The sequence below is a fragment of the Herbiconiux sp. L3-i23 genome (assembly GCF_023734115.1).
Classification (GTDB): Bacteria; Actinomycetota; Actinomycetes; order Actinomycetales; family Microbacteriaceae; genus Naasia.
Map to the genome: position 1 here is coordinate 486,307 of NZ_AP025737.1, position 25,242 is coordinate 511,548.

27 protein-coding genes and 1 tRNA gene are annotated in these 25,242 nt (G+C 70.5%); 17 read left to right on the top strand and 11 right to left on the bottom strand.

What is annotated here, in order from left to right:
* Positions 1–31: 31 nt before the first annotated feature.
* Genes NGH83_RS02335 through NGH83_RS02345 form a run of 3 tightly spaced genes read right to left on the bottom strand, consistent with a single transcriptional unit; the run spans position 32 to position 3,044 of the window.
* Complete coding sequence (locus NGH83_RS02335; RefSeq protein ID WP_251857463.1) at positions 32–1,288, bottom strand: DUF4350 domain-containing protein; 1,257 nt, start codon at positions 1,286–1,288, stop codon at positions 32–34.
* Positions 1,285–1,926 carry a DUF4129 domain-containing protein gene (locus tag NGH83_RS02340; protein WP_251857464.1) on the bottom strand — a complete coding sequence of 214 codons (642 nt, stop codon included), beginning with the start codon at positions 1,924–1,926 and terminating at the stop codon, positions 1,285–1,287. Before NGH83_RS02340 ends, NGH83_RS02335 begins: the two co-directional genes overlap by 4 nt.
* Positions 1,923–3,044: a glycerophosphoryl diester phosphodiesterase membrane domain-containing protein gene (locus NGH83_RS02345; protein ID WP_251857465.1), complete on the bottom strand. Its 1,122-nt coding sequence runs from the start codon at positions 3,042–3,044 to the stop codon at positions 1,923–1,925. The genes NGH83_RS02340 and NGH83_RS02345 overlap by 4 nt, the downstream gene beginning before the upstream one ends.
* Before the next feature lie 112 nt (positions 3,045–3,156).
* Here NGH83_RS02345 and mtrA point away from each other — a divergent pair, with 112 nt between their 5' ends.
* The 5 genes from mtrA to hpf all read left to right on the top strand — a co-directional run bounded on the left by mtrA (position 3,157) and on the right by hpf (position 8,826).
* Positions 3,157–3,849 (top strand): MtrAB system response regulator MtrA, encoded by a 693-nt coding sequence (gene mtrA, locus NGH83_RS02350; RefSeq protein WP_251857466.1) that lies wholly within the window; start codon positions 3,157–3,159, stop codon positions 3,847–3,849.
* A gap of 7 nt (positions 3,850–3,856) precedes the next feature.
* The gene (gene mtrB, locus NGH83_RS02355) at positions 3,857–5,488 is read left to right on the top strand and encodes an MtrAB system histidine kinase MtrB (RefSeq protein WP_251857467.1); all 1,632 of its coding nucleotides are present in this window, start codon (positions 3,857–3,859) and stop codon (positions 5,486–5,488) included.
* Positions 5,485–7,176 (top strand): GerMN domain-containing protein, encoded by a 1,692-nt coding sequence (locus NGH83_RS02360; RefSeq protein WP_251857468.1) that lies wholly within the window; start codon positions 5,485–5,487, stop codon positions 7,174–7,176. Before mtrB ends, NGH83_RS02360 begins: the two co-directional genes overlap by 4 nt.
* A gap of 89 nt (positions 7,177–7,265) precedes the next feature.
* Entirely contained in the window at positions 7,266–7,937 is a 672-nt protein-coding gene (locus tag NGH83_RS02365) for a ComF family protein (RefSeq protein ID WP_251857469.1), read from the top strand.
* 172 nt (positions 7,938–8,109) lie between these two features.
* Positions 8,110–8,826 carry a ribosome hibernation-promoting factor, HPF/YfiA family gene (gene hpf, locus NGH83_RS02370; protein WP_251857470.1) on the top strand — a complete coding sequence of 239 codons (717 nt, stop codon included), beginning with the start codon at positions 8,110–8,112 and terminating at the stop codon, positions 8,824–8,826.
* A 179-nt stretch (positions 8,827–9,005) separates the two neighbouring features.
* Here the strand turns inward: hpf and NGH83_RS02375 are convergent, their stop codons facing one another.
* The gene (locus tag NGH83_RS02375) at positions 9,006–9,938 is read right to left on the bottom strand and encodes a nucleoside hydrolase (RefSeq protein ID WP_251857471.1); all 933 of its coding nucleotides are present in this window, start codon (positions 9,936–9,938) and stop codon (positions 9,006–9,008) included.
* A gap of 139 nt (positions 9,939–10,077) precedes the next feature.
* On the opposite strand from NGH83_RS02375, the gene secA reads away from it, so the two are divergent.
* Entirely contained in the window at positions 10,078–12,960 is a 2,883-nt protein-coding gene (gene secA / locus NGH83_RS02380; protein ID WP_251857472.1) for a preprotein translocase subunit SecA, read from the top strand.
* Between the two features lie 52 nt (positions 12,961–13,012).
* On the opposite strand, the gene NGH83_RS02385 is transcribed toward secA, so the two are convergent.
* Positions 13,013–13,414 carry an Rv3235 family protein gene (locus NGH83_RS02385; protein ID WP_251857473.1) on the bottom strand — a complete coding sequence of 134 codons (402 nt, stop codon included), beginning with the start codon at positions 13,412–13,414 and terminating at the stop codon, positions 13,013–13,015.
* 196 nt (positions 13,415–13,610) lie between these two features.
* Between NGH83_RS02385 and NGH83_RS02390 the strand changes: the two genes are divergently transcribed.
* A complete protein-coding gene (locus NGH83_RS02390) occupies positions 13,611–14,186 on the top strand; it encodes a hypothetical protein (RefSeq protein ID WP_251857474.1) in 576 nt (191 codons plus the stop codon).
* Positions 14,187–14,210: 24 nt separating this feature from the next.
* On the opposite strand, the gene NGH83_RS02395 is transcribed toward NGH83_RS02390, so the two are convergent.
* Positions 14,211–14,486 carry a helix-turn-helix domain-containing protein gene (locus NGH83_RS02395; protein WP_251857475.1) on the bottom strand — a complete coding sequence of 92 codons (276 nt, stop codon included), beginning with the start codon at positions 14,484–14,486 and terminating at the stop codon, positions 14,211–14,213.
* A gap of 91 nt (positions 14,487–14,577) precedes the next feature.
* On the opposite strand from NGH83_RS02395, the gene NGH83_RS02400 reads away from it, so the two are divergent.
* From NGH83_RS02400 to NGH83_RS02410, 3 genes are read left to right on the top strand one after another with little or no spacing between them, the layout of a single operon-like run.
* Complete coding sequence (locus NGH83_RS02400; RefSeq protein WP_251857476.1) at positions 14,578–15,222, top strand: SAF domain-containing protein; 645 nt, start codon at positions 14,578–14,580, stop codon at positions 15,220–15,222.
* Positions 15,219–16,442, top strand: a complete 1,224-nt coding sequence (locus NGH83_RS02405) for a regulator (protein ID WP_251857477.1) — start codon at positions 15,219–15,221, stop codon at positions 16,440–16,442. The genes NGH83_RS02400 and NGH83_RS02405 overlap by 4 nt, the downstream gene beginning before the upstream one ends.
* A gap of 60 nt (positions 16,443–16,502) precedes the next feature.
* Positions 16,503–17,393 carry an aminotransferase class IV gene (locus NGH83_RS02410; protein WP_251857478.1) on the top strand — a complete coding sequence of 297 codons (891 nt, stop codon included), beginning with the start codon at positions 16,503–16,505 and terminating at the stop codon, positions 17,391–17,393.
* 159 nt (positions 17,394–17,552) lie between these two features.
* Here NGH83_RS02410 and NGH83_RS02415 read toward each other — a convergent pair whose 3' ends face one another.
* On the bottom strand, positions 17,553–18,263 hold the full coding sequence (locus NGH83_RS02415) for a CPBP family intramembrane glutamic endopeptidase (RefSeq protein ID WP_251857479.1): 711 nt from the start codon (positions 18,261–18,263) through the stop codon (positions 17,553–17,555).
* A gap of 260 nt (positions 18,264–18,523) precedes the next feature.
* Here NGH83_RS02415 and NGH83_RS02420 point away from each other — a divergent pair, with 260 nt between their 5' ends.
* Positions 18,524–20,017: a sensor histidine kinase gene (locus NGH83_RS02420; RefSeq protein WP_251857480.1), complete on the top strand. Its 1,494-nt coding sequence runs from the start codon at positions 18,524–18,526 to the stop codon at positions 20,015–20,017.
* Positions 20,018–20,075: 58 nt separating this feature from the next.
* Here the strand turns inward: NGH83_RS02420 and NGH83_RS02425 are convergent, their stop codons facing one another.
* Entirely contained in the window at positions 20,076–20,324 is a 249-nt protein-coding gene (locus NGH83_RS02425) for a WhiB family transcriptional regulator (RefSeq protein WP_251857481.1), read from the bottom strand.
* Positions 20,325–20,518: 194 nt separating this feature from the next.
* On the opposite strand from NGH83_RS02425, the gene NGH83_RS02430 reads away from it, so the two are divergent.
* Positions 20,519–20,929, top strand: a complete 411-nt coding sequence (locus NGH83_RS02430; RefSeq protein ID WP_251857482.1) for a hypothetical protein — start codon at positions 20,519–20,521, stop codon at positions 20,927–20,929.
* A gap of 33 nt (positions 20,930–20,962) precedes the next feature.
* On the opposite strand, the gene bcp is transcribed toward NGH83_RS02430, so the two are convergent.
* On the bottom strand, positions 20,963–21,442 hold the full coding sequence (gene bcp, locus NGH83_RS02435) for a thioredoxin-dependent thiol peroxidase (RefSeq protein WP_251857483.1): 480 nt from the start codon (positions 21,440–21,442) through the stop codon (positions 20,963–20,965).
* Between the two features lie 99 nt (positions 21,443–21,541).
* On the opposite strand from bcp, the gene NGH83_RS02440 reads away from it, so the two are divergent.
* The 4 genes from NGH83_RS02440 to NGH83_RS02455 all read left to right on the top strand — a co-directional run bounded on the left by NGH83_RS02440 (position 21,542) and on the right by NGH83_RS02455 (position 23,387).
* Positions 21,542–21,614: transfer RNA gene (locus NGH83_RS02440), tRNA-Lys, on the top strand.
* A 168-nt stretch (positions 21,615–21,782) separates the two neighbouring features.
* Complete coding sequence (locus NGH83_RS02445; protein WP_251857484.1) at positions 21,783–22,166, top strand: hypothetical protein; 384 nt, start codon at positions 21,783–21,785, stop codon at positions 22,164–22,166.
* 6 nt (positions 22,167–22,172) lie between these two features.
* Complete coding sequence (locus NGH83_RS02450; RefSeq protein WP_251857485.1) at positions 22,173–23,096, top strand: helix-turn-helix transcriptional regulator; 924 nt, start codon at positions 22,173–22,175, stop codon at positions 23,094–23,096.
* 78 nt (positions 23,097–23,174) lie between these two features.
* Positions 23,175–23,387 carry a hypothetical protein gene (locus NGH83_RS02455; protein WP_251857486.1) on the top strand — a complete coding sequence of 71 codons (213 nt, stop codon included), beginning with the start codon at positions 23,175–23,177 and terminating at the stop codon, positions 23,385–23,387.
* A gap of 30 nt (positions 23,388–23,417) precedes the next feature.
* On the opposite strand, the gene NGH83_RS02460 is transcribed toward NGH83_RS02455, so the two are convergent.
* Positions 23,418–24,356 (bottom strand): AraC family transcriptional regulator, encoded by a 939-nt coding sequence (locus NGH83_RS02460; RefSeq protein WP_251857487.1) that lies wholly within the window; start codon positions 24,354–24,356, stop codon positions 23,418–23,420.
* A gap of 181 nt (positions 24,357–24,537) precedes the next feature.
* On the opposite strand from NGH83_RS02460, the gene NGH83_RS02465 reads away from it, so the two are divergent.
* Positions 24,538–24,852, top strand: coding sequence for a hypothetical protein (locus tag NGH83_RS02465; protein WP_251857488.1), 315 nt, complete (start codon positions 24,538–24,540; stop codon positions 24,850–24,852).
* 4 nt (positions 24,853–24,856) lie between these two features.
* Here the strand turns inward: NGH83_RS02465 and NGH83_RS02470 are convergent, their stop codons facing one another.
* Positions 24,857–25,201, bottom strand: a complete 345-nt coding sequence (locus NGH83_RS02470) for a hypothetical protein (RefSeq protein WP_251857489.1) — start codon at positions 25,199–25,201, stop codon at positions 24,857–24,859.
* Positions 25,202–25,242 lie beyond the last annotated feature (41 nt).

The following is a 25,242-nucleotide window of genomic DNA, read 5'->3' on the forward strand; positions in this document are numbered from 1 at the left end:
GGTCGGGTGGCACGGGTCGGCACCGCCCGCGTCAGTGATCTCGTGCGGTGGGGGAGGACGGGTCGGGGTCGATGCGCACCGCGTCGTGCACGGCGCGTTCGAGTCGGAGCAGCTCGCCACTGAGGCGTACGAGTTCGGCGTCGTTCCCAGGCACCTGGTCGACGAGGAGCGCCGCGATCTGGCTGGTGGGCTGCTGCAGCGCGGCTGCGGTGGCCCGCACCACGGCGTCGGTCGACGCGGTGGTCGGCAGGCGGAGGGCGGCGGCGAGGCGGCCGATCGAGCCGATGCGCAGCGAATCGAGCGCGTGCAGGCGCGCGGACGACCGGCGGTACAGCCGCGCCCGGCCCTCGATCGTCTCCCCGGCACGGACGACCACGGGAAGGTCCTCCACCACGAGGGGGCCGAGGCGGCGGCCGCGCCACAGCGCGGCGGCGACGAAGACGGCGATGAGAGTCAACAGCACCGGGGTCACCCACTCGGGAGTGAGTTCGGCGGTGGTCGGAGGCGCCCCGACGGGGAGGTCGGCGAACGTCGGCTGGTACCAGACGAGGGTCGGCCGGTCGCCGAGCAGGCCGAGGGCGAGCGCGGCGTTGCCGGCGGTCGCGATGCTCTCGTTGTCGAACGACGAGGTGCCCGCCAGGACATCGACCGCACGTCCGTCGACGTCGACCCGCGCGTACTGCGCGAGTCCCTCGCCGTCGGCGTAGCAGAACACGGCGGCCGAGTCGCCGACCGGCTGCACCGACTGGTCGGTGGCCACGATCGGTCCGGCCCGCACCGCGGCCGGCGCATCGCACCCGGGCTCGAGCGCGTCGTCCACCTCGACGCTTCCCCCCAGGGCGATACCGGGGGCGAGGGAGTCGAGCAGCGGCGTCGGCGGGGCGACCAGCACGAGGTGGGTGGCGAGAGCGCCGAGCGTCTCGATGCGCTCGGCGTCGAGGAGGCCGTCGGCGTCGTAGACCAGCACGGTGGCGGCGGCGGGATCGGCGACGGCGGCCTGCGCTTCGCCGATGGTGTCGGCGGTCATCACGTCGACGCCCTGCTGGCGCAGCACCTCGACGAGGGCCTTCGCGCCGGTGGGTCCCGGATTGCCGGCACCGAATGGGGTGGCGTCGAGCGTCGCGCTGTTCAAGGCGGTGGAGATCCCGCCGCCGGCGACGACGACCAGCACGACGACGATCCAGAACCGCCACGACCGCAGCCGTTGCCGGAAGGTCGGAGTGAGGGTCTCGGCCGCGCGCGGCGGCGCGGCGGCGCGGTCGGCGACCGCGGAGTCCGATGCGCTCATGCGACCGCCACCGTCGACGGGCGTGCGGTGGCGAGGTCGCGCCGGAGCGAGGCCATCCGCTCGAACCCGTCGGCGTCGCCGCTGCGACCGAGGTAGCGGACGTCGTCGAACGCGGCCGACGCGGCCCGCAGCCGCGCAGCGGAATCGGGGAACACGATCGAGGCCGACCGGGCGAATCCGCCCGCGGTCGTGCCCGGCGTCACATCGACCAGGGTGCGCTCCTGCAGCTGGCGGGCGAGGGCGCGGAACATCTCGGCGATCGCGGTGGTGTAGTCGCCCGCACGGGCCGCGGCCTCCGCCGACCGGGTCAACTCCGCAGCGTCGCGGGTGTCGTGCTCGCCGAACAGCGCCGACGGGCCAGCCCCACGACGCTCCAACCGAGGGCGACCGAAGACGAGGAATGCGACGACCACGAGGGCGACGACGATGCCCACCAGGATCACGAGCCCCACCGCGCCGGGCGCGCCGCCCGCACCGGCGAACAGGGAGGCGAGCCAGTCGCCGATCGCCTGCGAGATCAGGTCGAACAGGGTCGGCTTCGCCTCCTGGTAGACCGGTTTCGCGAGCTCGTCCGAGAGCAGACGGCGACCCTCATCGCCGTCCGGCTGCACCGGAACGAAACGCGCGAACCCGATCACACGACTCCGGGAGCGAAGGGATCGTCGAGGGTGTCCTCCTCGACGTGGCGCTGCAGCACCAGGTCGAGACCCTCCTTGCGCATGCGCAGGTCGAGGTAGATGAGCGAGATCGCTCCCGAGAGCACGACGCTGGTCACCGCGGCGATCACGACGGAGAGGACCGAGCTGAGCACGAGGCTCACGATCGTGAGCACGATGGTGGCCGTCCCGGTGCCGTTCGGATCGATGACGATGCCGAGCAGCGGGATCAGGGACACCGGGGTCGCGATCACCTGCGCGGCCACCGAGACGATCACCGAGATCAGAAGTTGAACGCCGAGGGTGCGCCAGAAGTGGCCGTTCGTCAGACGCCACGACCGCGCCAGCGAGGCCCACAGCCTGCCGCGCTCGAGCACCAGGATGCTGGGCAGCAGCGACAGCTTCACCGACACCCAGATCGAGAGCACGATCAGACCGAGACCGAGGACGATCGCGATCGGGATCGAGACGATGAGGCCCTCGGGGCTGACCGCGGCCCCGCTGACCGCGATGCCGATGACGATGGCGAACGCGATCGCGGTGGCGAGGAAGACGAGCGCGGTCCAGCCGATGAGCGGCAGGAGGCGACCCTTGACGGTCGCCCACAGCTGGCGCAGGGTCATCTTCTCGCCGAGCACGGCGCGGGCCGCGGCGACCACGACGAAGCCCTGCAGCAGGGCGGCGATGATGAGGTTCAGCAGGAGCACGACGACCGCGGAGAGGATGATGCCCGCGACACCGCCGGCGATGAGGGGCTGCTGGTCGGGGTCCTCGAAGTCGGTGACCCGCCCGATGCCCGCGAAGAGCGCGAACGCCGCGATGCCGCCGCCCAGGAGGAGCAGCACCAGCTGCAGACCGATCGCGAGGCCGAGGATGGCGCGCGAGCTGCGCAGGAGTCGGAACGGAGCGCCGAGGAGGGTGCCGAAACCGAGCGGACGGAGCGGGACGAGTCCGGGCTTCGGCGGAGGGGTCCACGATCCCTGCGGCGGAAGCTGTGGCGCCGCCTGAGGCGTGCCGTCCGGGGCATACGCGCCGTAGCGCGGAGGCTCGGGGGCAGGGCCGGAACCGGGGGCGTGCCAACCGCTTCGCTCGTCGCTCACCGCTCCATCGTGTCATAGCGGCCCTCGCCGCACCCGGATCATCTGGCCCCCACTCTCGGGGTGCCGGTGATTTCCTGCCCGACCAGGGGTATCGGTTAGAGTTGCGGACACCATGAGCGATGCCACCGAGGGCCCGAGCATCCTCGTCGTCGACGACGACCAGGCGCTGGCCGAGATGATCGGCATCGTGCTGCGCGGCGACGGGCTCGAGCCCGTGTTCTGCGCCGACGGCGCCCGCGCGGTCGAGGCATTCCGCGCCGCTCGCCCCGATCTCGTCCTGCTCGACCTGATGCTGCCCGGCATGGACGGCATCGAGGTGTGCGAGCGCATCCGGGCCGAGTCGGGTGTTCCCATCATCATGCTGACGGCGAAGGGCGACTCCGCCGACGTGGTCAAGGGCCTCGAGACCGGAGCCGACGACTACATCGTCAAGCCCTTCGACCCGAAGGTCCTCATCGCCCGCATCCGCGCCCGCCTGCGCCCGACCTCCGCGCAGAACGGGCTGCTGCAGATCGGCGACCTCACCGTCGATGCGACGGGACACGAGGTGCGCCGCGGCGACGAGCGCATCGCCCTCACCCCGCTCGAGTTCGACCTGCTCCTCACCCTCGCGAGCACCCCGCAACAGGTGTTCACCCGCGAGATGCTGCTCGAGCAGGTGTGGGGCTACCACTACAAGGCCGACACCCGACTGGTGAACGTGCACGTGCAGCGGCTCCGCGCGAAGGTCGAACAGGACCCCGAGAATCCGCGAATCGTGATGACCGTGCGGGGCGTCGGCTACCGCGCCGGCACCGCAGTCTGAGCGAACCGTGACCGCGGCGCACGACGGCGGGGCCGCCGGACGCACAGGGCTTCCGCTCGGCATCCGACTGGCGGGCTTCGGCCGCTCGGCCGGCGAGGTCGGCCGTTCCGTCGCCGGCGTCTTCCGTCGTTCGCTCGAGCTGCGCATCATCGGCATCACCGTCGGACTGTCGACCCTCGCGATCCTCGCCACCGGCACCTACATGGCGCACACCATCGGCGACGGCCTGTTCGACGCGCGCGTGCTGCAGGTCGAAGAGGAGGCGGCGCGGGCGACGACGACCGCGCAGGACACCTTCAGCTCGAGCACCGCGTCGGACGACGCCTCGATCAGCGTGCTGCAGCAGGCGGTGCTCGACGACGTCAGCACCATCGCCACCTCGTCGACCGGCATCTGGTTCGTCCGCGGACCCGATACCGAGGCGACCATCGCGCTGCCCGAGGCCAGCCGCGGCCGGGTCGACGAAGTGGTCACGCAAGCGTTGCGGCAGCAGGTGTCGAGCGGCGAGGACCCGCAGCACTGGCAGTCGGTGACGATCCCCGACAGCGGCGACGAGCCCGGCATCGTCGTCGGCTCCGAGGTCGAGGTTCCGGGAGCCGGGGTCTACGAGATGTATCTGCTCTTCGACCTCTCCGACGTGCAGGAGTCGCTCGGCTTCGTGCAGGGCACCCTGCTCATCGGCGGCATCCTGCTCGTGCTGCTCATCGCCGCCGTGTCCTGGGCGGTCGTGCAGTTCGTCATCTCGCCCATCAGGGTGGCCGCCGAGACGAGCCGGAAGCTCGCCGCCGGCCAGCTGGAGGAGCGCATCCCCGTCCGCGGCGACGACGTGCTCGCCACCCTCGCCCAGTCGTTCAACGGCATGGCCGACAGCCTGCAACGCCAGATCACCCAGCTCGCCGGGCTCTCGCAGGTGCAGCAGCGGTTCGTCTCCGACGTCTCGCACGAACTGCGCACCCCGCTCACCACCATCCGTCTCGCGGGCGACGTGCTCTACGACCGCCGCGAGCAGTTCGACCCGACGACGGCGCGCACCGCCGAGCTGCTGCACACGCAGGTCGAACGGTTCGAACTGCTGCTCGCCGACCTGCTCGAGATCAGCCGATACGACGCGCAGGCGGTCGACATCGACCGCGAGCCCGTCAACCTGGTGCGTCTCGCCGAAGACGCGATCGCGGGGGTCGAGTCGCTCGCCGAACGCAAGGGCTCCACGCTCACGCTCGTCGCCCCCGGCGGACACTTCGAGTCCGAGATGGACGCCCGCCGCATCCGCCGCATCGTGCGCAACCTGCTCTCGAACGCCATCGAGCACGGCGAGGGCCGTCCCATCGAGGTGACGGTCGACAGCAACGGCACGGCGGTCGCGCTCAGCGTCCGCGACCACGGCATCGGCATGACCCGCGCCGACGCGGCGCGCGTCTTCGACCGGTTCTGGCGCGCCGACCCGTCCCGCCAGCGCACGACGGGAGGCACCGGCCTCGGCCTCGCCATCTCGCTCGAAGACGCCGCTCTGCACGGAGGCCGACTCGACGTCTGGTCCGAGGAAGGTGCCGGCTCGTGCTTCCGACTCACCCTGCCGCGCCGGGTCGGCGCCGCGCTCGGCGAATCGCCCCTGCCGCTCGGCCCTTCGGAGGCGACATGAGCATCTCCCGACGACTGACCCGCACGGCGCTCGCCGCGGTCGCCGCCCTGTCCGCGCTGGCGCTGGCGGCGTGCGCGAGCATCCCGCTCGGCGGGTCCGTGCACGCCGGCACCGGCGTGGTGAGCAGCGACGAGCAGCCGTTCGCCTTCCGACCCGCCGGCCCCACCGACGGCGCCACCGCCGACGAGATCCTGCGCGGCTTCATCGCCGCGGCGGTGCGACCGCAGGACCGCTATGAGACGGCGCGCGAGTTCCTCACCGGCGACCTCGTCGAGAGCTGGAATCCCGACGCGGGCGCCGTGCTGCACGAGAGCCCGAACCTCGTGCGCGACGAGGGCAACGGCAGCTTCAAGCTCGTGGTCTCGGTGGTTGGGCAGGTCGGGCGCAACGGCGGCTACGTCGAGTACGGCGACGGAATCGAGTCGACCCTCCCGTTCCGACTGGTCCAGGTCGACGGCCAGTGGCGCATCGCCGAGGCCCCCGACGGGGTCGTGCTGCTGCAGCAGACCTTCGAGCGCCTGTATGCCCAGCGCACCCTCTACTTCTACGACGCCGGCTTCGACTACCTGGTGCCGGATGTTCGCTGGTTCCTGAACGGCGCCGACACCCCGACGCGCATCGTGCAAGCGCTGCTCGCAGGGCCGACACCCGCGCTCGTCTCGCCCGTGCTCGCCTCCGCGTTCCCGTCGGGAACCGCGCTCGCCACCGATTCCGTGCGCACCCAGTCGGGTGGCGAAGTGATCGTCGACCTCGACGCGCAGGTCGCCCGCGCCGACCAGACCACGCAACGCCTGATGAAGCTCCAGCTGACCCGCAGCCTCGTCGGAGGGTCGGTCGTCGCCGTGCAGATGCGGGCCGCCGGCGTCGTGCTCGACGTGACCGACTTCGCGGGGGGCGGCCCCGTCGTGCAGGACCAGATCGACCCGCGCGCCGCGGTGGGCGTCGACGGGTCGTTCGGCTGGGTCGTCGGCGGCGAGATCGTGCCGATCGACGACCTGAGCGCCGAAGTCGTCGCGCTGCAGCCGACGGCCGTGTCGCTCGACGCCGACGCCGGCCGCGCCGCGGTGCTCGGCACCGGCGGCGTCTCGGTGGCGATGGCGGGCGGATCGACGCTGCTCGACCAGCGCGGAGGGCTCGTCGCCCCCGTGCTCGACAGCCGCGGGTACGTCTGGACGGTTCCATCCGCCGATCCGCGCGCGCTGCAGGCGTTCGACCTCGACGGCGCGGGTGCCGCCGTGGCGAACGGGTGGAACGATCTCACCGCGGTGGTCTCCATCGGCGTCTCCCGCGACGGCACCCGACTGCTGGTCTACGGCGACGCCGGCAGCGCTCCGGTGCTGCGCGTCTACGGCGTCGTCCGCGACGCCGACGCGCGTCCCATCGGACTTTCGGAGTCGTGGTTCGACCTCGTCCCCCTCGACGGACAGCCGGTGCAGGCGACCTGGGTCGACGGGACCACGGTGGCGAGCCTCGCGCGCAGCGATTCGGGAGACTCGCGCGTCATCCTGCAGACCGTCGGAGGCCGCACCGAGAGCCTCAGCAGGCCCGACCGCTCGGTCGCGATCGTCGGCGCGAACGGCGAGAGCGGGCTGCGGGTCATGACCGAGACCGGTGAGCTGCAGGCGCTCCGGGGTGCCGGCTGGCAGGTCACCGCCCGCGACGTGCTCTACGTCGCCAACCAACGCTGAGCTCCTCCCCAGCGCTGCGTGCGGAGTCCGGTTCCCCATTCGCCCGGACATGCCGCGGAGAGCATGCTCGGGAAGGTGAGCATCGGGGGATGCCGCTGCCCGCTTCGCTCTCCGACGCCGTCGCGGAGTTCGCCGCGCTCCTGCTGCCCGTCGCGTGCAGCGGATGCGGCGCCGCCGACCGCGCGGTGTGCACCGACTGCGCGAGGCGCTTCGGCCGCACCGTGCAGACCGTCGTGGGCGGGGTGCCCGTGGTCAGCGCCGCGCCTTACGACGGCGCCGTCGCCCGCGTGCTCGGCGCGTACAAGGACGGCGGGCGCACCGACGCTCTTCCGGCGCTGTCTCGGGCCCTGCGCGGCGTCCTCGCGGAGGCCGCGACGCTGCATCCGGCACCACCCGGCGCGTTGCTGGTGCCGGTGCCGAGCAGCGCCCGAAGCCTTCGACGCCGCGGGTACGCCCCGGTCGAGTCGATCGTGCACCGCGCCGGGCTGCGAGCCGCGCGCCGCCTGCGGGTAGCCCGCCGCGTCCGCGATCAGGGAGAGCTCGGCGCGGCCGACCGGGCGAGCAACGTGGCCGGCGCGTTCGCCGTGCGAGGCGATGTCGACGGACGGGTGTGCATCGTGGTCGACGACGTGGTGACCACGGGGGCGACCCTCCGCGAGGCGCTGCGCGCGCTCACCGCCGCCGGCGCCGACGTGCCCTTCGCGGTCACGATCGCCGCCACCCCGCTGCGTTCCGCGGACTCTCGGAGTCCGCTCCCCTGAGAGTCATCGGCGGAACCACGGAATATGACGAGAGCCCCATGACTTCTCAGCCGCCCGGGGTTATGTTTGCCCGTCAAAGGCGTTACCGATCGCCCAGTGCAGGCCCGATCGACGTTCACCTCGAATCGGACCTCTCAGTTCGAGGGCGAGCGCCGAGACAGGGGAGGTCAGCATGGACATCACCATCACCGGACGTGGTGCGGGGATCACCGACCGGTTCCGCGGTTACGTGGAGGAGAAGGCGGAGAAGGTCGAGCAGCTCGCCGAGCGCACGCTCTCGTTCGAGGTCCGCCTCTGCCGCCACCACGCGACCAACGGCACGTCTGGAGATGACCGGGTCGAGCTGACCCTGATCGGCCCGGGGCCGATCGTCCGCGCCGAGGCCGGCGGCGGTGACAAGTACGCGGCATTCGATATCGCGTTCGACAAACTCCTCGAACGGTTGCGGCGAGCGAAGGATCGACGGAAGGTGCACAAGGGGTCCGCGCGACTCGGCACCGTGCGCGCCGTCGACCACCGCGACTTCCGCGTGGGCGACATCCAGCCCGCCGACAGCGAGGTGCTGCGCCGCGTCGACCCCGAGACCGGGTCGATCGCGCTCGTGCCCGAGGCCGAGCAGGTCGACGGGACGGTCGAGACGCGCGGCGACGACTACTCGCCCGTCGTGATCCGCCACAAGGTGTTCTCGTCGACCCCGATGAGCGTCGACGACGCCCTCTATTACATGGAGCTGGTCGGGCACGACTTCTACCTGTTCATCGACGAGGAGACCACGCGGCCGAGCGTCGTCTACCGCCGCAAGGGCTGGGACTACGGCGTCATCCACCTCGATGAGGCGGCTGCGGAGCACCAGGAGACGGTGACCGCCGCCCGCGCCATGGCCCGCTGACCGACCTCGAGGGGCAGTCGACGACCGTTGACGCACCGTCGTACGGGCCCCGGTTACTGACCGAATCAAGGAAAAACCGGTCCTTCGTCACACATTCATGCGGATGTGCGGCCGTGAGGGCCGGTTTTTCCTTGATTCGGTCAGCCTTCGACCGCGGCACGTGGACGAGCGAGCAGGGTTCAGAGACGGCGGAGCGCCTCGACCACCCGGCCCCAGAAGCGGTCCGCGTCGATGCCGGTGACGACGAAGGTGCGGCAATCGGCGGGAGCCGGCGCCCGGAAGTCGGTGACCGTCATGCCGAGGGTGTGGGTGCCGGTCAGCTCGATCGAGACCGGGCGGCGCTCGATCGTGAAGATCGACGGGTCGGCGACCAGCGCGACCGCGCACGGGTCGTGCACCGGCGGGGCGGCGAAGCCCTGCTCGCGCTCATTGGTCGCGGCGAAGAAGTCGAGCAGTTCGTCGGCGAAACGGGCGGGGGCGCTGTCGATCGCGCGGATCGCCTCCCGCACCGGGGGCGTGGCGAGCGCCTTGTGGGTGACGTCGAGGCCGACCATCGTCACGTCCCATCCCGCGGTGAAGACGATGTGCGCCGCCTCCGGGTCGATGACGATGTTGAACTCGGACACCGGGCCCCAGTTGCCCTCGTGGTACGCGCCGCCCATCAGCACGACCTCGCGCACGCGGTCGACGATGCGCGGCTCCTTGCGGGCGGCGATCGCGATGTTGGTGAGGCCGCCGATCGGCACGAGGGTGATCTCGCCGGGCTCCGACGCCATGACGGTGTCGATGATGAGGTCGACCGCATGCCGCTCGTCGAGTTCGATCTGCGGCTCGGGCAGTACGGGGCCGTCGAGCCCCGACTCGCCATGGATCGACTCGGCGTTCTCGATGGGGCGGATGAGCGGCAGACCGCAGCCCTGCGCGAACGGCACGTCGGTGATTCCGCCGACCGCCGCGACGGCGAGGGCGTTGCGGGTCACCTTCTCGATGGTCTGGTTGCCGACCACGGTCGTCACGCCGACCAGCTCGATCGCGGGGTCGCCGTGCGCGAGGAGCAGTGCGATGGCGTCGTCGTGGCCGGGGTCGCAGTCGATCAGGATCTTCCGGGGCATCGCATCAGGTTAGGGGAGCGTGGAGGTGCCGTCCGCCTCGCGCTTACCGGTCGCTGCTACGCTGAACGGCTGCACGACCTGTTCTCGTCGTGCCTGGGCGAGGCGGCGACGGCCGCTCGCGACTGAGGAGGATTTTCCTTTGGCTTCAGTACTCGAAAAGGTGCTCCGCGTCGGTGAAGGGCGCACCCTTCGTCGGCTCGAAAACTACGCCAAGCAGGTCAACCACCTCGAAGAGGACTTCACGAGCCTCACCGACGACGAGCTGAAGAACGAGACCGTCGTGTTGCGCGAGCGGTGGGCGAACGGCGAGTCGCTCGACGACCTGCTGCCCGAGGCGTTCGCGGCGGTCCGCGAGGCATCCCGCCGCACGCTCGGCCTGCGCCACTTCGACGTCCAGGTGATGGGCGGCGCGGCGCTGCACCTCGGCAACATCGCCGAGATGAAGACCGGTGAGGGCAAGACCCTCGTCGCGACCCTTCCCGCGTACCTCAACGCGATCACGAGCCGCGGCGTGCACGTCGTCACGGTCAACGACTACCTGGCGAGCTACCAATCCGAGCTGATGGGCCGCGTCTACCGTGCCCTCGGCATGACGACCGGCGTCATCCTCTCGGGTCAGACCCCGGCCGAGCGCCGCGAGCAGTACGCCGCCGACATCACCTACGGCACGAACAACGAGTTCGGCTTCGACTACCTGCGCGACAACATGGCGTGGCAGCCGCAGGACCTCGTTCAGCGCGGCCACCACTTCGCGATCGTCGACGAGGTCGACTCGATCCTCATCGACGAGGCCCGCACCCCGCTCATCATCTCCGGCCAGGCCTCGGGCGAGGCGAACCGCTGGTTCAACGAGTTCGCCGCCATGGCCCGCCGCCTGCAGGAGGGCGTCGACTACGAGGTCGACGAGAAGAAGCGCACCGTCGGCGTGCTCGAGTCCGGCATCGAGAAGGTCGAAGACCACCTCGGCATCGACAACCTGTACGAGTCGGCGAACACGCCCCTCATCTCATTCCTCAACAACTCGATCAAAGCGCGCGCCCTGTTCAAGAAGGACAAGGACTACGTCGTCATGAACGGCGAGGTGCTGATCGTCGACGAGCACACCGGCCGCATCCTCGCCGGCCGCCGCTACAACGAGGGCATCCACCAGGCGATCGAGGCGAAGGAGGGCGTCGAGGTCAAGGCCGAGAACCAGACCTTCGCGACCGTCACGCTGCAGAACTACTTCCGCCTGTACAACAAGATCTCGGGCATGACCGGTACCGCCGAGACCGAGGCGGCCGAGTTCATGTCGACCTACAAGCTCGGCGTCGTGCCCATCCCGACGAACCGTCCGATGCAGCGCATCGACCAGCCGGACCTCGTCTACAAGAACGAGCAGGCGAAGTTCGACCAGGTCGTCGAAGACATCGTGAAGCGCCACGAGACCGGCCAGCCGGTGCTCGTCGGAACGACCAGCGTCGAGAAGAGCGAGTACCTGTCGCGCCTGCTCGCGAAGAAGGGCGTGCGCCACGAGGTCCTCAACGCGAAGAACCACGCGCGTGAGGCCGCGATCATCGCGCAGGCCGGTCGCCTCGGCTCGGTCACCGTCGCCACCAACATGGCGGGCCGCGGAACCGACGTGATGCTGGGCGGCAACGCCGAGTTCCTCGCCGTCGCCGAGATGCACTCGCAGGGCCTGTCGCCGGTCGACACCCCCGACGAGTACGAGGCCGCCTGGGACGACGTGTTCGACCGGGTCAAGGCCGAGGTCAAGACCGAGGCCGACAAGGTCATCGCGGTCGGCGGGCTCTACGTGCTCGGCACCGAGCGCCACGAGTCGCGCCGCATCGACAACCAGCTGCGCGGTCGTTCCGGCCGCCAGGGCGACCCCGGCGAGAGCCGCTTCTACCTGTCGCTCACCGACGACCTGATGCGCCTGTTCAACGCCGGCGCCGCCGAGGCCCTCATGGGGCGCGGGGGAGTGCCCGACGACCTCGCCATCGAGTCGAAGGTCGTCTCGCGCGCCATCCGCAGCGCCCAGTCGCAGGTCGAGGCCCGCAACGCCGAGATCCGCAAGAACGTGCTCAAGTACGACGACGTCCTCAACCGCCAGCGCGAGGCGATCTACGCCGACCGCCGCCGCGTGCTCGAGGGCGACGACATCCACGAGCGCACGCAGGCGTTCCTCGGTAGCGTCATCGACGAGGTGCTCGACGCGCACACCGCCGAAGGCAACAGCGAGGACTGGGACTTCGACGCCCTCTGGGTCGAGCTGAAGACGCTGTACCCGATCTCGATCACCATCGACGAGGTACTCGCCGAGGCCGGCACCAAGGGGCGGGTCAACCGCGACTTCATCCGCCGCGAGATCATGTCCGACGCGAAGATCGCCTACGAGAAGCGCGAGGAGTCGCTCGGATCGCCGGCCATGCGCGAGCTCGAGCGCCGCGTGGTGCTCTCGGTCATCGACCGCCGCTGGCGCGATCACCTCTACGAGATGGACTACTTGAAGGACGGCATCGGCCTGCGCGCCATGGCGCAGCGCGACCCGCTCGTCGAGTACCAGCGCGAGGGCTACGCCCTGTTCCAGACGATGATGGGCCAGATCCGCGAGGAGACCGTCGGCTACCTGTTCAACCTCGAGGTCGAGGTGCAGCAGAACCCGACCGGAGCCGTGTCGGCCCCCGTCGTGGCCGCGAAGGGTCTCGGCGGATCGCCTGCGCCCGCGCAGAACCTCAGCTACTCGGCCCCCTCCGCCGACAACGGCGGCGAGGTCGAGGTGCGCAACCAGCGCGGCCAGGTCAACCGCGCCGCGACCGCGAAGGCCCGCCAGAAGGAGGCCGAGCAGGAGCAGACGCTCGCGCCGACCACGGGCCGCTACAACGGCGGCGAGCAGCCGACCGGCGGAGCGCCCCGCCAGGGTGGTGGCGCCGCACGTCCCGGCGGCCAGCGCGGTGCGTTCGGTCAGCAGGGTGGCGGGGCTCCCGCCGCACCGGTGAACCGGGCCCAGCGCCGCGCCGCCGACAAGGGCAAGAGCTGACCCGTCCGTAGTTCCGACAGAGGGCCCGCGCAGTGCGCGGGCCCTCTGTCGTTCACAGCACGTGGAGCGCGGTGGCGCGCCAGCGACGGTCGAGGCCTTCGAGCCGCATTGCGACCGCCCTCGACCGGTGCCGACCGTGGATCACCACCGACGCCTCCACCACGCCGTCGCGCGGCGAATCGATGCGGACCGTGCCGATCGTGATCGACGGACGTGTCGCCACCGAGCCCTTCACCGCGCGGGCTCGATTCGCGAGCACCACGCGCTTCAGCATGTGGCGGTACACGTTCTCGTCGACCCATCGACCGATCTGCTCGAGTTCGCGGACGCCGGCGAGGATCTCGACGGCGCTGCGACTGAGGTTCTCGACCAGCATCCGCGGGTCGGGCAGGTCGGACGACGACGTCGGCTGGGGCGCGAACTGCTCGTCGGAGGGAAGGGCGAGTCGGGGCATGGGCTGGGCTTTCGGGCGAGTCGTGACCTCTCGCTGCGGGTACAGCGAGCCCGTGAGCCCATCCCCTGGCCTACCTCGTCGTCGAGGTTCTCGGGTGCGGACAGCAAACCAGCCTCGTCGCGCTCTGTCCAGTCCCGATCGCCGGCCTGTGGAGAACTCGGCCCCGCCGAGCGGCGGGGGAGTAACGTCCGCCCGCATGCGCTGGGACACGCTCTTCGACGATCTGCAGGCTCAGCTCGAGCGTGAGGAGACCGCCGAGTCGGCCGCGGTCCGGGCCGAGGAGGAACGGCAGCGGCGGAGCCGACTGCGTCTCGGCGGCCGATTCGAGAGCCTCCTGCGCGATCGGACTCCGGTGCGGCTCCGGTTGTGCACGGGCGATCAGCTCGTCGGGGTGCTTCGGGGGCGCGGAGCGGACTGGGTGAGCGGCGAGCTCGACGGCTCGGCGCCATCGCTCACCTTCCTCGTGCCGCACGGCGCGATCGCCTCCGTCGCGGTGGAGCCCTCGGCGGCGGTGCGCTCGTCGGCGGTCGGATCCCAGCCGAACGATGTGGCGGAGCGTTTCGTCTTCGCGCTCGTGTTGCGCGACCTCGCGCGTCGACGCGCCCCGGTCGAGATCGTCACGACCGCCGGCCGGTTCACGGGCACCATCGACCTCGTCGGCGCGGACCACCTCGACATCGCGGTGCACGACCGTGCCGTCGCCCGCCGCGGCGACGCGGTGACGAGCGTCGCGATCGTGCCGCTCGGCTCGATCGTCCTCGTCACCTGCTGACGTCGGGTACGCGCCCGGGCCGAGTCAGAGGAAACGGTCGGCCGAGATCTCGGGGATGTCCGCGTAGTCGCCCTGGTTGAAGAGGGCCGCCCGTCGAGCCTCTTCGTACTTGGCGGCGATGTACGACTCGAGGACCTCGCGCTCCACCCGCCAATGCCCGTTACCGCCGAGCTTGATGGCGGGGAGCTCACCGGAGCGCACGATGGCGTACGCCTGGCTGAGGGAGACGTTGAGGACGTCCGCCGTGTCGGCGAGGGTGAGGAATCGACCGATCGATCCGGGGGACGTCGTGTCGTTCATAGACACCGATTATCCGCCGTCGCGACCCCTCGACGACAGCTGCTGTGGATAAGTCCCGACCTTCCGGCGCGGGCCGGGTGAGCATGGCGCGATGAGAACGGAAGGGGACACCATGGCGCGGTCCGGTCGTCTGCGACGGGTCCGGGTCGACAGCCGACTGATCATCGGCGCCACTCTCGTCATCGGCTCCGTCGTCGGGGTCGTCGCCCTCGTCGGCGCGCTCGACTCCTCGGTGCTCGTCTACTCGGCGACGCGCCCGCTCAGCGTCGGAGACCGCATCGGATCGGGCGATCTCGCGGTCGCCGACGTCCGGCTCGGCTCCCTCGAGAGCGGGTACGTGCGCGCCGAGGAGCTGCCGGCGGCGGGTTCGGTGGTGCTCCGCCCCGTCGACGCTGGCGAGCTGATCCCCTTGGCCTCGCTCGGCTCGCCCGACGGACTCGACGTCGCCGCGGTGGTCGTACAGACGGAGGCGGCCCTCCCGCGCGACGTGCGCCCCGGAGGCGTCGTCGACGTGTGGTCGGCGGCCGCCCTCGATCTCGGCGCCTACGGGCCGCCCAAGGTCCTCGCCCCCGACGCGACCGTAGTGCGCACGATCGAGGGGTCAGGTTCGGCGGTCGCCGCGGCGGTCGAACTCCTCGTCGCACGGGACGATCTCGCCGCTGTGCTCGCCGCCATCGCGAACGCTGACGCCGTCTCGCTCGTGCCCGAGGGAGTCGCGCTCGAGGAGTCGTCATGAGGATCGTGTTCGCGCTCGCTCCCGACATCGAGGAGCGGCTGCTCGGCGCCGCCATCGCGCACCGGCACGAGATCGTCGCCCGACCGGCCGGTGCCGCCGAGATCACCGCCGTCGTCACGAGCCTGCGGCCCGACGCGCTTCTCGTGAGCGCTCCGGCGCTGCGGCCGTCGATCGTGGAGGCGGCCGACGAGCACACCGTCCGCCTGGTGGCGATCGCATCGACCGCAGCCGAGCGCGCGCACGCCGAAGACCTCGGCGCAGTCGACGTCGTCGATGCGATGAGCGGATGGGACGCCATCGAGTCGGTGCTGCTCGGCGGGCGGGGTGCGGAGCCAGCTCCGGTCGAACGCGGCGCGGGCCGTGTCGTCGCGGTGTGGGGGCCGACGGGTGCGCCCGGTCGCACAACGCTCGCGGTGGGGGTCGCCGCCGAGCTGGCCGCCACCGGCCGCCGTGTCCTGCTGATCGACGCCGACACGCACGGCGCCGCCGTCGCCCCATCGCTCGGTCTGCTCGACGAGGCGTCGGGCATCGCCGCCGCATGCCGGCTGGCTGCGGCGGGCGGACTCGACCTCGCCGGCCTCGACCGGATCTCGACCGCCGTCCCCGTTCCCGCCGGTTCGCTGCGCGTGCTCACCGGCATCAGCAGACCCGCGCGGTGGCCCGAGCTGAGCGGCGACCGCGTGAGTGAGGTGATCCGGGCCGCGCGCCACTTCGCCGATGTCGTCGTCATCGACGCCGGCTTCAACCTCGAGCGCGATGAAGAGATCGTCAGCGACCTCTTCGCCCCGCACCGCAACGCGGCGACGCTCGCGTCCCTGACCGACGCCGATCACGTCGTCGCGGTGGGGGCCGCCGACCCGATCGGGCTGGCGCGGCTACTGCGCGAACATGCGGAGCTGCTCGAGGACATCGCCCCCACGAGCGTCTCGGTCGTCGTCAACAAGGTGAGGGCGGCAGCGATCGGGATCGATCACCGGCGGCAGATCGTCGGCGCGCTGCAACGATTCGGGTCGATCGCCGACGCCCACCTCCTCCCGCTCGACCAGCGGGCGGTCGACGCCGCGCTCGCTGCGGGGCGCTCTGTGATCGACGTCGCACCCAAGTCCGCCATCCGCGTCGCCCTGTCGCGCTTCGTCGAGACCGAACTCCTTCCGGCACTGGCCGGGCGGAACCCGCCGGTGCGCGCGGCGGCGCCGGTGAGTCGATTCGCCCCCGTCTGAGCGGAGATGCGCTCCTAGGCGACGTACAACGGGACGAGGTCGAGGGAGCAGGATAGAGCTGTGCCCACCACCGCGCTCGCCATTCTCAACCGTCCCTCTCTCGCCGCTCCGGCGCATCGCGAGGGGGCTCCCGACTTCGAGCTCGTCGACGTCGACGCGCCGCAGGTGCGGGTGCTCGACCTCGGCGTGACGCGTGGCGACGGCGTCTTCGAGACCATCAGCGTCGGAGACGGCCATCCTCAGGCGTTGGCCGCGCACATCCGCCGCTTCGCGAAGTCGGCGGCCGCTCTCGACATGCCGGAGCCCGACCCGGTCGTCTGGGAGGCCGCGGTGCGGGCCGCCGCCGACGCGCTCGACCCCGCGCACGAGACCTACGTGAAGACCGTCATGACCCGGGGCCTCGAGGGTGATGGCCGTCCGACCGGCTGGGCATACGCATCCCACGCTCCCGACCACATGCGGGCGCGGACCGAGGGGATCCGCGTCGTGCGGCTCGACCGCGGATACCGTCACGACGTCGCGCAGACCTCGCCGTGGCTGCTCGCCGGCTCGAAGACACTGTCGTACGCCGTGAACCGGGCGGTGCTGCGCGAGGCGGCGAGGCGCGACGCCGACGACGTGGTGTTCGTCAGCAGCGACGGCTACCTGCTCGAGGGCTCGACGTCGAGCCTGCTGCTGCGCTTCGGCGACCGCCTGGTCACGCCGGGGCTCGACCTCGGCATCCTGCCCGGCACGACCCAGGGCGACCTTTTCGCCTTCGCCGAGACGCAGGGTCTCTCGACGGAGTACGCATTGCTCGGAGCCGACGAGCTCCTGGAAGCCGACGCCGCGTGGCTCGTCTCGAGCGTCCGCCACGCGGCCCCCATCCGCAGCGTCGACGGCATAGCCCGCCCGGTGGACAGCGACTTCAGCGCAGCGGTGAACAGCTACCTCATCTCCCGCACCGAGTAGGGCGTTCCGGGCGAACGCGCACGTTTCGGCGGGCCCCATCTGCCGGAACGTGCGCGCGCCCGTCACTCTCGCACCTCCTAGATCCGATATTGCGGGCATGAACGCACGTTCCGGCGGGCCACCAAGCCCGGAACGTGCGTTCTCGCGCGGTGCACGCCGTTACCGACCGAGCGCAGCCGCGACTGTCGGGATGAGGATGGGCGCGTTGATGCCGAGGTGCAGCACCATGCAGGCGACCAGGTTTCTGCGCCAGAGGTAGAGCACGTAGATCGCCAGCGTGCCGGTGCCGTTGTAGAGCAGCCATTGCGGGTCGAAGAAGATCAGATGCGGGGCGACAAAGATCGGGGCCGTCAGTGCGACGGCGATAACGCGGTGCCCCGTCAGCTCGGTGAGGCGCTCGATCGGGTAGCCGCGGTAGAGGATCTCTTCGCAGACCGCCGCGCTGAGGATGAGCGCGATGACCTGGACCTCCGGCATGGCCGTGATCGTTGCCGTGCCCGGATCGGCCGACGGGGGCCACAGAGTGCGCGCCAGCCAGGACCATCCCATGTGGCAGCCGAAGAGGATCAGTGCCCACTCGAGGTCCTTGCCCCTCGGCCGCACCAGTCGGATCGATGAGAGCGGCCGCCGCTCGACGAGGAGCACATAAGCGAGCAGCGCTCCGGTCGCGATCAGATTCCAGACGATGGATGCGGCGGGTCCGGTGATCTCGAGCTCGAATCCCGCCATTCTCGTAGCGACGGGCAGCCACATCGCCGCGTAGGCGATCCCGAGGCCCAGCGCGATCATCGCGGCGGTCCTGACCGTCGGGCGTGAGTGCGCTGAAGCCTTCAGCGCATCGCGCTCGAGATCGCGAACTCCGTCGTCCATGGTCGTTCCAACATAGGTCGAGCGGCCGGGCGAGGACAGCCGTGCAGGCGAGTCCGGACGCTGGACGCGGCGTCTGAGAACGCACGTTCCGGGCTTGTGCGTGCGCCGGAACGTGCGTCTGTGCCCGCAATATCGGATCTCGGTGGGTGGGGGAGTGCGTTGCGGCGGGTGGGGCCCGCCGATTCCCCGTGCAAGCGTGCCCGGTGGGCCCAGCACGCGCTCGCCCGGAACGCCCGACACGGGTGCGTAGGGTTGATGCCGTGCCTACGCTTTCCGAACTGGTGTCGTCGTCCGGCCGATCGAGTGCGCCCGACGCCGAGTGGCTGCACCTGCTCGCCGGTGACATGCAGCTGCTCGCCGACCTCGCCTTCGCCGACATCGTGCTCTGGGCTCCGGCCGACGACTCCTCGTTCATCGCCGTCGCGCACAACCGGCCGTCCAGCTCGGCGACGCTGTTCTACCGCGACTTCGTCGGCCAGCGCATCAAGAGCGAATGGCGAGCCCTCGCCACCGAAGCGTTCGAGACGGCGAAGATCGTCGACTCCAACGCCCCCGACTGGTTCGAAGAGACCCCGACCCGCGTGCGGGCGGTGCCCGTGCAGCGGCGGATCTCGCCGAGCGGTCGCGAGGTCACCAACGTCCCCATCGCGGTGCTCACCCGGCACACGAACCTCAGCGAGACGCGCACTCCCAGCCGTCAGGAACTGACCTTCAACGACTGCGCCGACGAACTGTTCCAGATGATCGCCGCCGGCGACTTCCCCGACCTCGGCGCCCCGACGGGACGCCGCCGCGGCGCACCGCGCGCCTCCGACGGTCTCATCCGCCTCGACGTCGACGGCATCACCACCTTCGCGAGCCCCAACGCCCTGTCGGCCTTCAACCGTATGGGCTTCACCGGCGAGCTCGAAGGCGAGTCGCTCGCCGAAGTCACCGCCGAACTCGTCGCCGCCCAGCATCAGGTCGACGAATCGCTGCCCCTCGTCGTCACCGGCCGGGCGCCCTGGCGCACCGACATCGAGGCCCGAGGGGTCACCGTGTCGCTGCGCGCGATCCCGCTGCGGGAGCGGGGGGAGCGCACCGGTGCGATCGTGCTGAGCCGCGACGTCACCGAACAGCGCCACCAGGAGCAGGAGCTCATCACCAAGGATGCGACGATCCGCGAGATCCACCACCGGGTGAAGAACAACCTGCAGACCGTGGCATCGCTGCTGCGCATCCAGGCGCGCCGTTCGCGCACCGACGAGGCGCGCGACTCGCTGATCCAGGCCATGCGCCGCGTCTCCGCGATCGCGGTCGTGCACGACACCCTTTCCGAGGGGCTCAACCAGAACGTCGACTTCGACGAGGTCTTCGAGCGCGTGCTCCTGCTCGTCGCCGAGGTCGCCTCCTCCGCCGGCACCCGCGTGCACCCGAAGAAGGTCGGCACCTTCGGGGAGCTGCCGAGCGAATACGCGACCCCGCTCGCCCTCGCCCTCACCGAGCTCGTCACGAACGCCGTCGAGCACGGACTCGCCGGCCGCGAGGGCACGGTCGAGATCGTCGCCTCACGCAGCAGCGACCGCCTCACCGTCCAGGTCCGCGACAACGGAACCGGCCTACCCGAAGGCAAGGTCGGCTCCGGTCTCGGCACGCAGATCGTGCGCACCCTCATCCAGGGGGAGTTGGGCGGCGTGATCGATTGGCACACGCTCGTGGGTCGCGGCACCGAAGTGACGATCGACATCCCGATGCGCTGGATCGAGGCGTCCTAGTCGGACGGCGGGGTCCGCAGTCGCGCGAAAGAAAAGGCGTCGCGGACGACGCGAAGGGTCAGGAGGCGCGGCGCGCGCGGGCGGCGCGACGCTTGAGCGCGCGACGCTCGTCTTCACTGAGTCCGCCCCAGACGCCGTAGTCCTGGCTGGTCTCGAGGGCGTACTGCAGGCAGGTCTCGGTCACGGTGCAGCGACCGCAGACGGTCTTGGCCTTGTCGATCTGGTCGACGGCGGGTCCGGTGTTCCCGACGGGGAAGAAGAGCTCGGGGTCGGCGGTGAGGCAGGCAGACTTGTCACGCCAATCCATGCGTGTGCTCCTTTTGTGTTGCGTGTGGTGCAGGCCTCGATGAGGCACTTGAGGTGAAGATCGCGGCGAAGATGTCGGTGGCGGAAGAACCGCGAGAACCGAGCCGCCCACCTCGCTGTAGGCACCAGAAAACGACCTCAAGTATGGTTGCATAGCGCCAACGATTGATCAATAGCCTTGTATGGGGTCTTGCTGTGAGTCAGAACACCGAAGCCGGCCCCGCTCGGCGACGACCGGCGCTGCTGACCCTGCTCGTGGCGCTCCTCGCGGCCGAGGCGGTCGCCGTTCTCGGGCTCGCGCTCTTCCTGGTCTGGGAGCTGCTCACCGCCCCCGCCGACTCGTTCGCCGCGGGCCTCGCCCTGGTCATCCTCGCGGCGATCGCCGCGGCGTTCCTGATCGCGGTCGTCATCGGCGCGATCCGGCTGCAGCCGTGGATCCGCGGCGCCGCGGTCACCTGGCAGCTGGTGCAGATCGCGGTGGCGGTCGGTGCATTCCAAGGCGCGTTCGCGCAGCCCGACATCGGCTGGCTGCTGCTCGTGCCGAGCCTCGTCGTGCTCGTGCTGCTGTTCTCGCCGCCCGTCATCGGTGTGCTGCGCCGCGACTGAGCGCCCCGGTGCAGCGTCGGGCCGTGCGTCAGGTCAGGCGTCGACGCCGAGCTTCTTGCGCAGCGAGGCCACGTGACCGGTCGCCTTCACGTTGTAGAGGGGCAGCACCACGGAGCCGTCCTCGCCGAGCACGAAGGTCGAGCGGATGACGCCCGTCACGGTCTTGCCGTAGAGCGACTTCTCGCCGTACGCCCCGTACGCCTTGTGCACCACGAGGTCCGGGTCGCTGAGGAGCGGGAAGTTGAGGTTCTCCTGCTCCTTGAACTCCGCTAGCTTCGCGGGGTCGTCCTTGGAAACGCCGACGACCGAGTAGCCGGCGGACTTCAGCGAGTTGAGGTTGTCGCGGAAGTCGCACGCCTCGGTGGTGCATCCGGGCGTCATCGCGGCCGGATAGAAGTACACGACGGTCTTCCGCCCCGCGAAGTCGCCGAGCGACACGGTTGCGCCGGTCTCGTCGCTGAGGGAGAAGTCGGGGGCGGCGGCGCCCTTCTCGAGACGAACGGCTTCGGTCACAGTGGTGCTCCTCGAGGATGCGCGAGGGATCCCTCGCGATGCGAACGCTGTCGGGAACATGCTAATGTTGTCCCTCGGTTCGGAAAGTTCGAGCCGTGCGCACCTCTAGCTCAATTGGCAGAGCAACTGACTCTTAATCAGTGGGTTCCGGGTTCAAGTCCCGGGGGGTGTACGAAGAAGCCCCGCGGACGCTCGCCAGTGTCGCGGGGCTTTTTTGCATGTCCGACGTGCGGATGTGCGCCCGACCCTGGCGCTCGAGAACCGCGCTTCCTATCCTGAATACGCACCGCGTGTCCGCAGAAGTGCACGGCGGACCGGCATCGCGGGGCGGAAGGTCACGATGGGGACTCTCACCTACGGCGCCGTGCAGCGGCAGATCGTGATCGACGACCGGCTGCTCGCCCACGTCGAGGCGGTCGCACTCAGCCGACTTCGCCGCAACAACGCGTTCGCCCTGCGCTGGACCGAGAAGGTCGAGGACGGCGACGGCCGGCGGACCATCTGGGTCAACAGCAGCTCCGACCTCTACTTCGAGTACGACGACAGCGTTCGGTACGAGCTCGATCGCGAGCTCATCGACCGGCTCGCCGTCGCGGCCGACTCGAACTACGGCATCGACCTCGAACTCGACGCCAGCGACGCGGTCTGGTCGGGAGCGGCCGACTCGCGAGCGCGCCGGAGTCCGCCGACCACCGCGGGCGCGTCCGCGAACTCCCATCGGTAGCCCGCCATGCCCGTCTTCCACCGGTCCTCCCACGCGACGGACCTCGACGAGGCCTACGACTTCCTCGTCGCCTTCAACCCCGGGGTGCGGCTCGACGCCGGCGCCGACGTGCGCCACGGCATGGATGTCGATGGCGACGAGCGCTTCTCCGCGATGCGTCTGCAGTTCGCCGGTCGGTTGCAGACGCTCAACGACGTCGACGCCATCTGCGTCGCCGTGAACACGTCCTCGACGATCGAGTGGGAGTACGGCGACGAACGCGGCACCGCCGACGTGCCGTGGATGATGCGCCCCGGGCACCCGATCCGGGCGACGGTGCAGCCGGGCACCGACGAGATCGCCGTCATGTTCGATGTCGACGAGCTGGCGAAAGTCGGCAAGGCGGCGTACGGCGAAGACGACTACCGGCCCGAGTTCCCCGACGTCACTCCTCAGACGACCGAGGGAGCCGCCCTGCTCTCGTCGGTGATGCGCTACGTGCGGGAGGTCGCACGGACGCCGGCGTTCGACGCCGAATTGGTGCGGGCGAATCTCTACCGCCTGGCGGCGGCGACGCTGCTCTCGGCGTATCGCCAGCCCGGCGACAGCCCGCTGCGGGCTCGCACGGCTCGACAGCGCCAACAGGCGTACCGTGTCGCGGTCCAGTTCCTCGAGGACTTCGCATCGCTGCCGATCACCGTCGATGACGCGGCGCAGGCCGCGGGCGTCAGCACCGCCGAGTTGCAGTCGATCTTCCGAGGGCAATCGGCGCTCGGCTATTCGCCCCGCCGGCACCTCACGGAGGTCCGGCTCACTGCGGCCCGCGCCGACCTGCAGCGGGCGGGAGCTTCCGACTCCGATCTCGTCGCCGTCATCGCGCACCGGTGGGGTTTCGCCAGCATGAGGGTCTTCACGCGGGGCTATCTTCGCGCGTTCGGCACGCTGCCCTGACCGCGCGTCGCTTGAGACTTCCCGCAAGAGCGCGAAGCGCCGTTGTCCGCCAGACGTTTCGGGTTTAGCGTTGCCCGGGTGAGTACGTCCGCTGAAGAGATCCGTCAGCGCCTCGCCGACACCCGTGCGGCGATCGTCTCCGTCGGTGCCGGATCCGTCGAGGTGGACGCCGTCGACGACCTCGTCGCCGTGGCGATCGACGACCTCACGCCCTCGCGCGCGATCGCTGCGATGGCGGCGCTCGGAGACGACAGGCGGCAGGCCGACCGGGTGCTCGAGTACGGCCTCTGACCGCGGCCCGTGGACGGGCGGGCGGCGATGTCAGCGCCGAAGCGTCTGACGGGGGAGCTCGCCGAACGCCGCGCGATATTCGGATGCGAACCGTCCGAGGTGCTGAAACCCCCAGCGATGGGCGATCTGAGCGACGCTGCTCGCGGTGAAGTCGGCGGCGAGCAGGTCGGCGCGTGCGCCTGAGAGTCGAGCGTGCCGGACGACCTCTATCGGGCTGAGGTCGAAGTCGCGCCGGAACGCGTCTTGCAGCGCTCGGACACTGACGCGCGCCGCGGCGGCCATGTCTTCGACCGCGATCGGCTCGGTCAGATGGTCGTCGATGTAGCCGAGCGCCCGTCTCACCGCCGACGGCAGCGCCCCTCGCGCCTCGTCGACCGCCGGAACGCCGACGACCTCGATCTGGAAGGCCGACAGTGCGCTTGCGAACAGCATCTCGACCGCCGCGTTGCGGAGCAGGTCGTTGCCGAGGCCCACCGGGTCTTCGAAGACCTCCTGCACGAAGCGGACCGTCCGAGACCACGTCGCGGCTCCCTGCGCATCGACCGGCGCGGTCGCGGTCACGCGCAGGCGGGCGTTCTCGATGCCGCGGGCGGCGCCGGCGAAGCGGGCGAAGTCGACCAGCTTCAGGTTGACCATGAGCAGGTCGAGGCCCTCCGACCGGGATCCGCCGATGCTCGGTCGGAACAGGAACGGCTGCCCCACGTCGAGCGGATCGTCGCCGCTGCGCGCCGTGTAGTCGCCCGCGAGCAGCGTCCCGATGCCGAGGGTGCCCGAGAAGTCGACCTCGATCTCGGTCCACGTCTCGATCGCGAACCGCGCGAGCGCCGCCCGGTGGTCTCCCTGCACGCGCTGCTGGAAGATGAACGGCGCGGTCGTCTCGCGGAACGACGCCGCCGGGTAGACCCGGCGCAGCAGGTGCTCCGCCTGGTCGATGTCGGTGGACACGACCGATTCGTCGATCCGCGTCACGGGCGTCGCCTCCTCGAGAACGAGTGGATACGACGGCCACGCTAATCCTCCTCGGTGCGCAGCGACAGAACCGTGTCGCGGTCCCGAATTGGGGCGGCGGAGTCCCGGTCCGGGCTGGCGCCGGGATACCGCTGCTTCCTATCCTGAAAGCGCAATCTCTATCCAGACAGGCGGTAGCCACGTGGGCACTCTCTACTACGGAAGCGCCCGCACTCCCGTGCGCATCGACGACCGCACGCTCGCGCACTTGCGGGTGCTCATCGTGTCGAAGCTGCGCCGATCCGAGCCGTTCCTCGTCTCCTGGGCCGAGCCGCAGGCGCACGGACACGGCCGGTCGAGCCTCTGGATCCATGTCGGTGTCGACATGATCTTCCATTTCGAGGGCGGTCGGCATCCCGAGCTCGACAAGTCGGAAGAAGACCGGATGGCCGCCGAGGCGCTCACACCGCTCGGCGTACAGATCAGCGCCAGCATGGCGCGCTTCGACGTCCGATGAGGTTCTAGCGGGCGATGTCCCAGGCGGGGCCTCCGACGTCCGGCATCTCGTCGCTCCACTCGGGGCGGTCGGGCTGCAGTCGGGACGTCGCCGTCTCGATGCGCTCGACGTAGGAGATGTCTTCCGCCTCGAGCTCGGGGTCGGACAGGAGGATGGGCACCGAGAGCAGCTCGCAGCCGACGCCGATCACGAGGTGGGCGAGGGCTCTGGTCCCGCCGTCGAGCACCACGGGGACATCGACGACCTGCGCGGTGTTCTGCTGGGCGAGGGCGCGCGCGTGGCGCAGCAGCGCTTTGCAGATGTCGTCGTGGACGACGATGTCGCCTCCGGCGTAGTGGACCCGTCGCATCGTCGTCCTCTCGCGTCGACGCCGCACAGCCGCGGCGCCAC

Excerpts from the sequence above, each read along its gene's own strand:
- NGH83_RS02335 (WP_251857463.1), bottom strand. The coding sequence starts at position 1,288 with ATGAGCGCATCGGACTCCGCGGTCGCCGACCGCGCCGCCGCGCCGCCG.
- mtrA (WP_251857466.1), top strand. The coding sequence starts at position 3,157 with ATGAGCGATGCCACCGAGGGCCCGAGCATCCTCGTCGTCGACGACGAC.
- NGH83_RS02360 (WP_251857468.1), top strand. The coding sequence starts at position 5,485 with ATGAGCATCTCCCGACGACTGACCCGCACGGCGCTCGCCGCGGTCGCC.
- NGH83_RS02365 (WP_251857469.1), top strand. The coding sequence starts at position 7,266 with ATGCCGCTGCCCGCTTCGCTCTCCGACGCCGTCGCGGAGTTCGCCGCG.
- hpf (WP_251857470.1), top strand. The coding sequence starts at position 8,110 with ATGGACATCACCATCACCGGACGTGGTGCGGGGATCACCGACCGGTTC.
- NGH83_RS02375 (WP_251857471.1), bottom strand. The coding sequence starts at position 9,938 with ATGCCCCGGAAGATCCTGATCGACTGCGACCCCGGCCACGACGACGCC.
- NGH83_RS02385 (WP_251857473.1), bottom strand. The coding sequence starts at position 13,414 with ATGCCCCGACTCGCCCTTCCCTCCGACGAGCAGTTCGCGCCCCAGCCG.
- NGH83_RS02390 (WP_251857474.1), top strand. The coding sequence starts at position 13,611 with ATGCGCTGGGACACGCTCTTCGACGATCTGCAGGCTCAGCTCGAGCGT.
- NGH83_RS02395 (WP_251857475.1), bottom strand. The coding sequence starts at position 14,486 with ATGAACGACACGACGTCCCCCGGATCGATCGGTCGATTCCTCACCCTC.
- NGH83_RS02400 (WP_251857476.1), top strand. The coding sequence starts at position 14,578 with ATGAGAACGGAAGGGGACACCATGGCGCGGTCCGGTCGTCTGCGACGG.
- NGH83_RS02405 (WP_251857477.1), top strand. The coding sequence starts at position 15,219 with ATGAGGATCGTGTTCGCGCTCGCTCCCGACATCGAGGAGCGGCTGCTC.
- NGH83_RS02415 (WP_251857479.1), bottom strand. The coding sequence starts at position 18,263 with ATGGACGACGGAGTTCGCGATCTCGAGCGCGATGCGCTGAAGGCTTCA.
- NGH83_RS02425 (WP_251857481.1), bottom strand. The coding sequence starts at position 20,324 with ATGGATTGGCGTGACAAGTCTGCCTGCCTCACCGCCGACCCCGAGCTC.
- NGH83_RS02445 (WP_251857484.1), top strand. The coding sequence starts at position 21,783 with ATGGGGACTCTCACCTACGGCGCCGTGCAGCGGCAGATCGTGATCGAC.
- NGH83_RS02450 (WP_251857485.1), top strand. The coding sequence starts at position 22,173 with ATGCCCGTCTTCCACCGGTCCTCCCACGCGACGGACCTCGACGAGGCC.
- NGH83_RS02470 (WP_251857489.1), bottom strand. The coding sequence starts at position 25,201 with ATGCGACGGGTCCACTACGCCGGAGGCGACATCGTCGTCCACGACGAC.